Origin of the sequence: Sphingomonas sp. CCH9-F2 (assembly GCF_001556735.1) — a bacterium.
In the GTDB taxonomy this organism is placed as follows: Bacteria; Pseudomonadota; Alphaproteobacteria; order Sphingomonadales; family Sphingomonadaceae; genus Sphingomonas; species Sphingomonas ginsenosidimutans.
The window spans coordinates 1-9,607 of record NZ_LSJO01000473.1 but is presented as its reverse complement, the minus strand read 5'-3'; the positions used below and the strand labels follow the sequence as shown (position 1 = coordinate 9,607).

Genomic DNA, 9,607 nt, shown 5'->3' with positions numbered 1-9,607 from the left:
CCCGCCGCGAGCCCGCCCGCGACGAACGCGGTCCCCTTCAACAGCACCACCGGCACGCCCAGCGGCGCCAGCACGCGGCGCGCCATCTCCGCCTGCCACAGCGCGGCGCGGCGCGATTCGGCCGCCATGTCGCGCGCGTCGTGCAGGATCGCGCCGGCCCGTTCGGGCACCGCGATCCCCGACAATCGGCACGCCAGCGCGCCCAGCAACTGCTCGGCACGCGCCGCCGCGATCACGCCGGCCCAGTCGCCCGGCGACAGCGCCCCCGCCTCGGCCGGAACGGCCAGCAGCGCCGCCAGCGTCACAGCGCCGCCCACAATGCCTCCACCTGCGCGATCGCCGCCTCGCCGTCGGGATAGTCCACCGCTACCTTCGGCACGTCACGCGCGAAGCGGGTCAGCGTGTCGAACCCGCGCTCGCCGAGCGCGACATAATTGGTCGACGCCTGCGTCAGCCGCACGAACGCCTCCCCCGCCGCCACCGCGCGCACCGCCGCCGCTTCACCGAAACGCGGGAACAGCAGCAGCGCGGGCATCGCCGGATCGTCCATCGCCGCCACCGCGCGCGCGTCGGGCACCAGATGGCGGATATCCCCCTTCGGCGTGCCGGTCAGCAACGGGCCGAACCGCGCATCGGGCAACGCCGCCGCCACCGCCGCGATCGCTCGATTCTTCAGGCTGACCAGCCGGGGAAAGGCGTGGATCATCCCCGTCGCCGGGTCCAGCAGGACGAATTCGTCCCCCATGAAGCGCCACCCCCGCGCGCCCAGCAGGGTCGCGAGCGTCGATTTGCCGGCGCCCGATTCGCCCGTCATCACGATCGCGCGTCCACCCCGCTCGACCGCCGCGGCATGGAGCAGCAGGTGCCGGCGATGCCCCAGCGCCACCTGCAGGTTCATCCCCATCTCGGCGGCGAGCAGCGCATGTGCCAGCGGCAGCGGCGCGGTGTCCGGCAACGTGAAGTCGCCCGCCAGCGCCACCGCCGGGCGCAGCCAGCGGCGCCACGGCGACGGCGGCCCCAGCCGCACGGTGAAATCGGGCACATCCGCGCCGGGATAGCCGGCATAGAGCGCCGCCAGCTGCTCGACCGGCGCGCGCCACGCGCTGCCGATGCGATAGCCGACCGGGCCGACGCGCATCGCGAACTGATGCTTCATGGCGTCGCCACCACCAGCCCCGCCGCGACCAGCTCGTCCAGCCGCGCCGCCAGCGCCGCCAGCGCCGCCGCATCGGCATCGGCCAGGTCGTAGCGGATCGTCATCACCATCAGCAGCGCGTCGGCGCTCATCGCCGGGCCGGACAGCGCATCGAGGATCTCGGGCGCCGGGGACGCGACGACATGGGTGATCCCCGACGCGCGGTGGTACACCGCCGACAATTCATCCAGCGCGACGATGCGATAGCCCTCGGGCGGCGCGCTGAACCGCGTCGCGCCGTCGCTCACGCCGTCACTTCCGCAGCATCTGCACCGATGCGAAACAGGTGAAACCCGCGGTCCCGCGCTGCAACCGCGACACGTATTTCAGATAGGCGCGGCTGCGATCGTAATCGTAACCGGGCAGGTTGCCGCCACTCGCCATCGCGCGGCGCACGTCCTCGCCCTTCAGCGGGCTGGACGGCGGGGCGAAGGCGTTGGCGGTGCCCGCGGGCACCACGTCGCCCTGGCTGGTGATGAAACTGCCGCTGCGCCGCGGATCGGGCACCGGGATTTCGCACAGCATCACCGATCCGGTCGCCTGCGCCAGCGCGGGGCGAATCGACACCACCGATGCCGCACCGACCGCCCCCAGCAGCAACGCGCGTCGCCGCGTCGGCGAATTGCCCCGCCCGGCGGGTCCGTCGTCCGGATTGTGGTCGTCCATGCCGCTCCGTCTCGCACATGGCGCCTTCCATATCACTAACGCGCCGCACCGCGACTGTTTCGCAACGGGACGCCGCATCGAAGCCACTGCCCATCGCGCCCGCGATTGGCTATCGCGTGCGGCGTGATCGACGAGATTCCGCTTCGCACCTGGCTTGCCTTCGCCATCGCGGTCGCGACGGGCGTGGTCGTCTTCATCCTCTCCGGTCACGACTGGCAGACCGCGCTGGCGGCGATGGCGGGCGCGACCGCGCTGGTTGTCATCATCGCCACCATCCCGGAGGAGACGCCGGACCATCGGGCCGACGAACCGGTCGCGAACGGCGACCTGCCCGTCGATGCCGCGCTGGAGGCGATCGGCGAGCCGATCCTGGTCGTGCACCACGGCCGCGTCACCGTCGCCAACGCCGCCGCGCGCCAGCTGTTGGGCAGCCATGTCGTGGGCGAGGATGCGCGCGTCGCGATCCGCCACCCCGGCGCGGCGGAACATGTCGCCGACGGATCGTCCTTTCCTGTCGATCTGGTCGGGCTCGGCACGCTCGACCAGCGGTGGCAGATGCGCGTGTCGCAGCTCGGCCCGCACAGCCGGCTGGTCCATCTGTCGAACCAGACCGGCCAATATGCCGCCGATCGGATGCGCGTCGATTTCGTCGCCAACGCCAGCCACGAACTGCGCACGCCGCTCGCCTCGATCCTGGGCTATGTCGAGACGCTGACCGACGAGGCCGGGGACGACCCCGACCTGCGCAAGCGGTTCCTGGGCGTCGTGTTCGACGAGGCGCGGCGGATGGAGCGGCTGGTCGAGGATCTGATGAGCCTGTCGCGGATCGAGGCGGAGAAGTTCCGCCCGCCCCGCACCGAGGTCGATCTCGCCGCCGTCGCGCGCGAGGTGCGCGATTCGCTGCTGACCACGCACGGCAATCGCGGCGCGGACATCGCGATGAACATCGCCGATGACCTGCCGCGCGTGCCCGGCGATCAGGGGCAATTGTCTCAACTGCTCTACAATCTGATCGGCAATGCGATGAAATACGGCCGGCATGGCACGCCGGTGACGGTGACGCTGGCGCCACGCGCCGACCAACTGTCGGTCGTCGTCGCGGACGAAGGCGACGGGATCGCGCCGGAGCACCTGCCGCGGCTGACCGAACGCTTCTATCGGGTCGATGCGGGCCGCAGCCGGTCGCTGGGCGGCACCGGGCTGGGACTGGCGATCGTGAAGCATGTCGTGGAGCGGCATCGCGGCCGGCTCGATATCGCCAGCACCGTCGGCGTGGGGACGCGCGTGACGGTGACGCTCCCGGCCGTCCGCGACCGGGACGCGGCATCGGCCGTGCCGGAGCCGCTGTCATGAAGCCGTAACGCCCATGTCACATGCGCCCCTGCAGCACGATCGCCATTCCGGCCGTCGGCCGCTCGGGGGTTTCATGTCGCGTTGGGTCCTGGCGCTTGCAGCCATGCTGCCGCTCGGCGCGGCCGGCTGCGTCGATCAGGCCGCCGGCGGCGGCGCGGGGTCGCGCGAACAGATCCGCGCGGTGGGATCGTCGACCGTCTATCCCTTCACCACGATCGTCGCCGAACAATATCTCGCCAACAACCCGCAGGCACGCCCGCCGGTAATCGAATCGACCGGCACCGGCGCGGGGATGAAATTGTTCTGCGCCGGTATCGGCGCCGCCCATCCCGATATCGAGGATGCGTCGCGGCGCATGAAGCGCGGCGAGTACGACACGTGCGTGCGCAACGGCGTTGACGGCGTGCTGGAGGTGCAGATCGGCATCGACGGCATTGCCTTCGCGGAGGCGCGCAACGGGCCGAAGATGGCGCTGACCCCCGCCGACATCTATCGCGCGCTCGCCGCCGCGCCCGGCGGGCGCCGCAACGCCGCGCGGACGTGGCGCGACGTCAATCCGGCGCTACCCGCGGTGCCGATCCAGGTCTATGGCCCGCCATCGACCAGCGGGACGCGCGATGCGCTGGCCGAACTGATCCTGGCGACGGGGTGCGAGGCGGTGGACCCGGCGATGAAGGCGGTACGCGACCACACGCCCGACGCCTTCAACGCGCGCTGCCTGCGCGTGCGCGAGGATGGCGCCTATATCGACGCGGGCGAGAACGACAATCTGATCGTCCAGAAGCTGCAATCCAATCCCAACGCGCTCGGCATCTTCGGCTACGGCTATCTGGAGGAGAATGCCCGTGCGGTGGACGGCGTGCCGATCAGCGGGGTCGCCCCCACCTATGACACGATCGCATCGGGCGCCTATCCCGGCGCGCGCCCGCTCTACATCTACGTCAAGAAGGCGCATCTGCGCGCCATCCCGGGCCTGCGCGCCTTCCTGCGCCAATATGCGCAGGCATGGGATCGCGGCGGGCCGCTGGTGAAGCGCGGGCTGATCGCCGCGCCGGCGGCGATCCAGCGGCGGTCGGCCGCGATCGTCGCAGGCGAGATCGCGCTCGACCCGGCGGAGCTGAAATAATGTCGCCGCTCGCGCTCGTCTTCCTGATCGCCGCGCTGGCGCTGATCGGCTGGGTCACCGCCCGCGCCCGCGCGCTGCGTTTCCGTGCCGGCACGACGCAGCGGTTCAGTTCGCTGCCCCAGCATCACGGCTGGTTCGTCGTGCTGTGCACGCTGCTGCCGCCGCTGCTGTTCCTGGCGGTGTGGCACTTCACTTCGCCCGCGCTGGTCACCGACGCGGTGCTCGCCACCCCCGGCGCGGCGCAGCTGCCGCCGCCCGGCTTCGATCGCGCCGCCGTCCTGTCAGAGGCACGGCGGCTGGCGGAGGGGAGCGGGTACGGTGCCTTCCACCCGCTGTCCGAGGTGCTGGCCCCCGCCTATGCCGCGGCGCAGGCGCGCTTCGACTGGATCGCCACCGCCGCCGCACTGCTGCTCGCCTTCGCCGGCGGGGCGTTCGCCTTTCTCCAGGTCCGCCCCGCCTTCTCGGCGCGCACGCAGGTCGAGCGCGTCATCATGGGGCTGCTGCTGGGCGCCTCGCTGATCGCGATCCTGACGACGATCGGCATCGTCGCCAGCCTGTTGTTCGAAAGCGCGCGCTTCTTCCGTATCGTGCCGATCGGCGATTTCCTGCTCGGCACGCACTGGAGCCCGCAGGTCATCGACGCGCGCGATCCGGGCGCCAGCCTGGGTGCGGTGCCGCTGTTCTGGGGGACGTTCTTCATCGGCGCGATCATCGCGATGGCGGTGGCGATCCCCCTGGGGCTGCTCAGCGCCATCTACCTCACCCAATATGCGCGCCATACCACACGCCGCTGGATGAAGCCGCTGCTGGAGATCCTGGCGGGCGTGCCGACCGTCGTCTACGGCTATTTCGCGGCGCTGACGGTCGCGCCGGCGGTGCGCGATCTGGGCGTGGCGATCGGCGTTCGCTGGGCCAGTTCGGAAAGCGCGCTGGCGGCCGGCGTGGTGATGGGGGTGATGATCATCCCGTTCGTCTCCTCGATGGCCGACGATTCGCTGTCCGCCGTCCCCGATGCGATGCGCGACGGCAGCCTGGCGATGGGCGCCACCCCGTCGGAAACGATCAAGAAGGTGCTGGTCCCCGCCGCGCTGCCCGGCGTCGTCGGCGGCGTGCTGCTGGCGGTCAGCCGCGCGATCGGGGAAACGATGATCGTCGTGATGGCCGCCTCCGGCGTCGCCACGCTGACGCTCAACCCCTTCGCCAGCACCACCACCGTCACCAAGCAGATCGTCGACCTGCTGACCGGCGAGGCAGAGTTCGATTCGGCCAAGACGCTCGCCGCCTTCGCGCTGGGGCTGACGCTGTTCGTCATCACGCTGCTGCTCAACGTCGTCGCGCTGATCGTGGTGCGCCGCTACCGGGAATCCTATGAATAGCGCGCCTCCACCACCGGCGGCGCCGGCGCGCACGCCGACCGACTGGCGCAGCCCGGCGATGCAGCGGCGCATCCGCCACCGCTATGCCGCGGAACGGCGCTTCCGCTGGCTGGGGCTGGGCGCGGTGTCGCTGTCCGCGGCGTTCCTCGTCTTCCTGCTGGCGACGATGATCGCGCAAGGGGCCAACGGCTTCCTGGAAACCCGCATCGCGCTGCCCATCGACCTGCGCGCGGCGAAGGTCGACGTCCCGCCCGCGCGGCTCGCCGGGCCGGGCGCCGACCTCGCGCTCGCCGGTGCCGGGCTGGAGGGCGCGGTCGACGCCGCCGCCAACGCCGCCTTCCCGCGGGCGGGCGGCGCGGCGCTGCTGTCGGACGGCGCGTGGCTGCGCGTGCGCGACGCGGTCAAGCGCGATCCTTCGCTGCTTTCCCGCGCGACGACGATCGACGTCCCCGTCGCGACCGACATCGACGTCGCGATGAAGGGCGACGGCACGCCCGAGGCGGAAGGCGTCGTCACCGCGCTGCGCGCGCGCTTGTCGAGGGGGCTGAACCTCAGCTTCTTCTCCGGCGCGGACGCCACCGATCCGACGCGCGCGGGGATCTGGGGCGCGTTGAAGGGCTCGCTGTTCACGATGCTGGTGACGCTTGCGCTCGCCTTCCCGGTCGGCGTGCTCTCGGCATTGTATCTGGAGGAATATGCGCCGCGGAACCGCTGGACTGATCTGATCGAGGTGTCGATCAACAATCTGGCGGCAGTGCCCTCGATCATCTTCGGCCTGCTGGGGCTGGCGGTCTTCCTCAACACCTTCCACATGCCGCGCTCGGCGGCGGTGGTCGGCGGGCTGACGCTGGCGCTGATGACGATGCCGGTGATCGTCATCGCCGGGCGCAACGCGATCAAGGGCGTGCCGCCGTCGATCCGCGATGCCGCGCGCGGGCTGGGCGCCTCCCCGATCCAGGTCGTCTTCCACCACGTATTGCCGCTGGCGTTGCCCGGCATCCTGACCGGCACGATCATCGGCATGGCGCGCGCGCTGGGCGAAACCGCGCCGCTGCTGATGATCGGGATGCGCGCCTTCATCGCCGCCCCGCCGGACAAGCTGACCGATCCCGCCACCGCGCTACCGGTGCAGATCTTCCTGTGGTCCGACGAAGTGGCCAAGGGCTTTGTCGAGAAGACGTCCGCCGCGATCATCGTGCTGCTGGCGTTCCTGCTCGCGATGAACGGGATCGCCATCTACCTCCGCAACCGTTTCGAGACCCGCTGGTGACAAGCAACTCCGCCCCCAAGATGACCGCGAGCCGGGTCAACGTCTTCTACGGCGACAAACAGGCGATCCGCGACGTGTCGATCGACGTCCGGCAGGAGGACGTGACTGCCTTCATCGGCCCGTCCGGCTGCGGCAAGTCGACGTTCCTGCGCACGCTCAACCGCATGAACGACACCATCGCAGGCGCGCGTGTCGAGGGCGACATCCGGCTGGATGGCGAGGATATCTACGCCCGCGCGATGGACGTGGTGCAGCTGCGCGCGCGCGTCGGCATGGTGTTCCAGAAGCCGAACCCCTTCCCCAAGTCGATCTTCGAGAATGTCGCCTACGGCCCGCGCATCCACGGCCTCGCCCGGTCGAAGGCCGATCTCGGCCAGATCGTCGAACGATCGCTGGTGCGCGCCGGCCTGTGGGGCGAGGTGAAGGACCGGCTGCACGATTCGGGCACCGCGCTGTCGGGCGGCCAGCAGCAGCGACTGTGCATCGCCCGCGCGATCGCCGTCGATCCCGAGGTGATCCTGATGGACGAACCGTGCAGCGCGCTCGATCCGATCGCCACCGCGCGGATCGAGGAGTTGATCCACGAACTGCGCGGCCGCTACGCGATCGTGATCGTCACGCACAACATGCAGCAGGCCGCCCGCGTCAGCCAGCGCACCGCCTTCTTCCATCTGGGCCAGCTGGTGGAATATGGCGACACATCCGACATCTTCACCAACCCGCGTGAGGAACGGACCAAAGACTATATCACCGGACGCTATGGCTGAGCCGGAACAAGAGGATCGCGCCATGGCAGGCGGCCAGGAACATACCGTCAAGGCGTTCGACCAGGACATCGGGCAGCTGCGCGGGCTGATCTCGCAAATGGGCGGGCTCGCCGAAAGCGCGATCGCGCAGTCGATCGTCGCGTTGCAGCGCGGCGACGCGGACCTTGCCGATCAGATCCGCAAGGGCGACCGGCGTATCGACGCGATCGAGGCGGAGGTGGAGCGGACCGCGGTGCGCATCATCGCGCTGCGCGCGCCGATGGCCGACGACCTGCGCGAGGTGGTGGCCGCGCTGAAGATCGCCGGCGTCGTCGAACGTATCGCCGACTACGCCAAGAACATCGCCAAGCGCGTGCCGCTGCTGGAAAGCGACCATCGCATCGAACCGGTGTCGATGCTGCCCGCGATGGCGCGCATGGCCGCCGACATGGTCACCGACGTGCTCAACGCCTTTGCCGCGCGCGATCCCGCCGCCGCGCTGGCGGTGTGCGAACGCGACCATGCGCTGGACGATTTCTACGACAGCATCTTTCGGACGCTGGTGACCTATATGGTCGAAAATCCCAAGACGATCAGCCAGTGCGCGCACTTGCTGTTCATCGCCAAGAATCTGGAACGGATCGGCGATCACGCGACCAACGTCGCGGAGATGGTCTATTTCGCCGCGACGGGGACGCGGATGGCAGAACGCGAGAAGGGAAGCGAGTGATGGCCAAGGCCCGTATGCTGCTGGTGGAGGACGATGCGAGCCTCGCCGAGCTGCTCGTATGGCATTTCACGCGGGAACATTTCGATGTCCAGCACACCATCGACGGCGAAGAGGCGCTGCTGATGGCCAAGGAAACGCCCCCCGACATCGTCCTGCTCGACTGGATGGTCGAGGGGATTTCCGGGATCGAGGTGTGCCGCCGCCTGCGCCGCGCGACCGAAACGCAGAACGTGCCGATCATCATGCTGACCGCGCGCGGTGAGGAGGAGGATCGCGTCCGCGGGCTGGAAACCGGCGCCGACGATTATGTCACCAAGCCGTTTTCGCCGCGCGAGCTGGTGGCGCGCGTCGGTGCGGTCCTGCGCCGCGTCCGGCCTGCGCTGGCCGGGGAGCAGCTGACCTATGCCGATCTGGAAATGGATACCGTCGGCCACAAGGTGCGCCGCGGCGGCGAGGTGATCGCGCTGGGGCCGACCGAGTTCCGACTGCTCAAGCATTTCCTGGAGCATCCCGGACACGTCTTCTCGCGCGAGCGGCTGCTCGACAGCGTGTGGGGCCACGACAGCGACATCGAAAGCCGCACCGTCGACGTCCACATCCGCCGCCTGCGCAAGGCGATCAACGAGGGTGGCCGCCCCGACATCATCCGCACGGTCCGCTCCGCCGGCTACGCGCTCGACACCGGTCACTGATCGGTCGGCCAAGCTGCTTTTCCTGCCGCCCGGTTCGATTCGTCGTCGCAACGAGGGAGCCTTTCGCCATCATGGCGCGTTGGCCGCCCCGCGTAACGATAACGCAGTCTGACCGACCATAATGGCAGGAGACAGATATGAAGACGATGCTTCTGGCGGCCGCGGCCGCGCTTGCCCTTCCGTCCATCGCGATCGCGCAGGACACCATGCAGACCCCGCCGCCGGCGGGCACGACCGCACCGGCGACCGATCCGGCAGCACCGCCGCCGGCCGACCCTGCCGCCGCTCCGGCCACCGACCCGGCGATGCAGCAGCAGCCGATGCAGGCGCCGGCGCAGACCACCGGCGGGGCGGGCTGGAAGCGGACGGTGGCACCCGGTGCGGGCGTCCCCTGTAGCGCCGGGCCGGAGGGCTGATAGCCGCCGGCGGTTTCGGTGCCCATCGCCCCGCCGG

At 70.1% G+C, this 9,607-nt stretch carries 12 protein-coding genes; 8 read left to right on the top strand and 4 right to left on the bottom strand.

Annotated elements, in window-relative coordinates; genetic code table 11:
* The 4 genes from AX685_RS13185 to AX685_RS13170 all read right to left on the bottom strand — a co-directional run.
* Window positions 1–317: nucleotidyltransferase family protein (locus AX685_RS13185; RefSeq protein WP_231738857.1), on the bottom strand; the 317-nt coding region annotated here is incomplete at its 3' end.
* Window positions 302–1,156 (bottom strand): HprK-related kinase A, encoded by an 855-nt coding sequence (locus AX685_RS13180; RefSeq protein ID WP_066489404.1) that lies wholly within the window; start codon window positions 1,154–1,156, stop codon window positions 302–304. The genes AX685_RS13185 and AX685_RS13180, both read right to left, overlap by 16 nt.
* A complete protein-coding gene (locus AX685_RS13175; RefSeq protein ID WP_066489401.1) occupies window positions 1,153–1,443 on the bottom strand; it encodes an HPr-rel-A system PqqD family peptide chaperone in 291 nt (96 codons plus the stop codon). Before AX685_RS13175 ends, AX685_RS13180 begins: the two co-directional genes overlap by 4 nt.
* A gap of 4 nt (window positions 1,444–1,447) precedes the next feature.
* The gene (locus AX685_RS13170; RefSeq protein WP_066489399.1) at window positions 1,448–1,861 is read right to left on the bottom strand and encodes a hypothetical protein; all 414 of its coding nucleotides are present in this window, start codon (window positions 1,859–1,861) and stop codon (window positions 1,448–1,450) included.
* 123 nt (window positions 1,862–1,984) lie between these two features.
* Here AX685_RS13170 and AX685_RS13165 point away from each other — a divergent pair, with 123 nt between their 5' ends.
* The 8 genes from AX685_RS13165 to AX685_RS13130 all read left to right on the top strand — a co-directional run bounded on the left by AX685_RS13165 (window position 1,985) and on the right by AX685_RS13130 (window position 9,570).
* Window positions 1,985–3,214, top strand: coding sequence for a sensor histidine kinase (locus AX685_RS13165; protein WP_066489397.1), 1,230 nt, complete (start codon window positions 1,985–1,987; stop codon window positions 3,212–3,214).
* Window positions 3,215–3,287: 73 nt separating this feature from the next.
* Window positions 3,288–4,340 carry a substrate-binding domain-containing protein gene (locus AX685_RS13160; protein WP_066489394.1) on the top strand — a complete coding sequence of 351 codons (1,053 nt, stop codon included), beginning with the start codon at window positions 3,288–3,290 and terminating at the stop codon, window positions 4,338–4,340.
* Complete coding sequence (pstC, locus tag AX685_RS13155; RefSeq protein ID WP_066489392.1) at window positions 4,340–5,716, top strand: phosphate ABC transporter permease subunit PstC; 1,377 nt, start codon at window positions 4,340–4,342, stop codon at window positions 5,714–5,716. Before AX685_RS13160 ends, pstC begins: the two co-directional genes overlap by 1 nt.
* On the top strand, window positions 5,709–6,986 hold the full coding sequence (gene pstA / locus AX685_RS13150; protein ID WP_066489388.1) for a phosphate ABC transporter permease PstA: 1,278 nt from the start codon (window positions 5,709–5,711) through the stop codon (window positions 6,984–6,986). The genes pstC and pstA overlap by 8 nt, the downstream gene beginning before the upstream one ends.
* A 20-nt stretch (window positions 6,987–7,006) precedes the next feature.
* Window positions 7,007–7,753, top strand: a complete 747-nt coding sequence (gene pstB, locus AX685_RS13145) for a phosphate ABC transporter ATP-binding protein PstB (RefSeq protein WP_070321903.1) — start codon at window positions 7,007–7,009, stop codon at window positions 7,751–7,753.
* Window positions 7,754–7,775: 22 nt separating this feature from the next.
* On the top strand, window positions 7,776–8,462 hold the full coding sequence (gene phoU / locus AX685_RS13140) for a phosphate signaling complex protein PhoU (RefSeq protein ID WP_066489383.1): 687 nt from the start codon (window positions 7,776–7,778) through the stop codon (window positions 8,460–8,462).
* Window positions 8,462–9,154, top strand: a complete 693-nt coding sequence (gene phoB / locus AX685_RS13135; RefSeq protein WP_066489380.1) for a phosphate regulon transcriptional regulator PhoB — start codon at window positions 8,462–8,464, stop codon at window positions 9,152–9,154. The genes phoU and phoB overlap by 1 nt, the downstream gene beginning before the upstream one ends.
* A 137-nt stretch (window positions 9,155–9,291) precedes the next feature.
* On the top strand, window positions 9,292–9,570 hold the full coding sequence (locus AX685_RS13130) for a hypothetical protein (protein ID WP_066489378.1): 279 nt from the start codon (window positions 9,292–9,294) through the stop codon (window positions 9,568–9,570).
* Window positions 9,571–9,607: the final 37 nt, after the last annotated feature.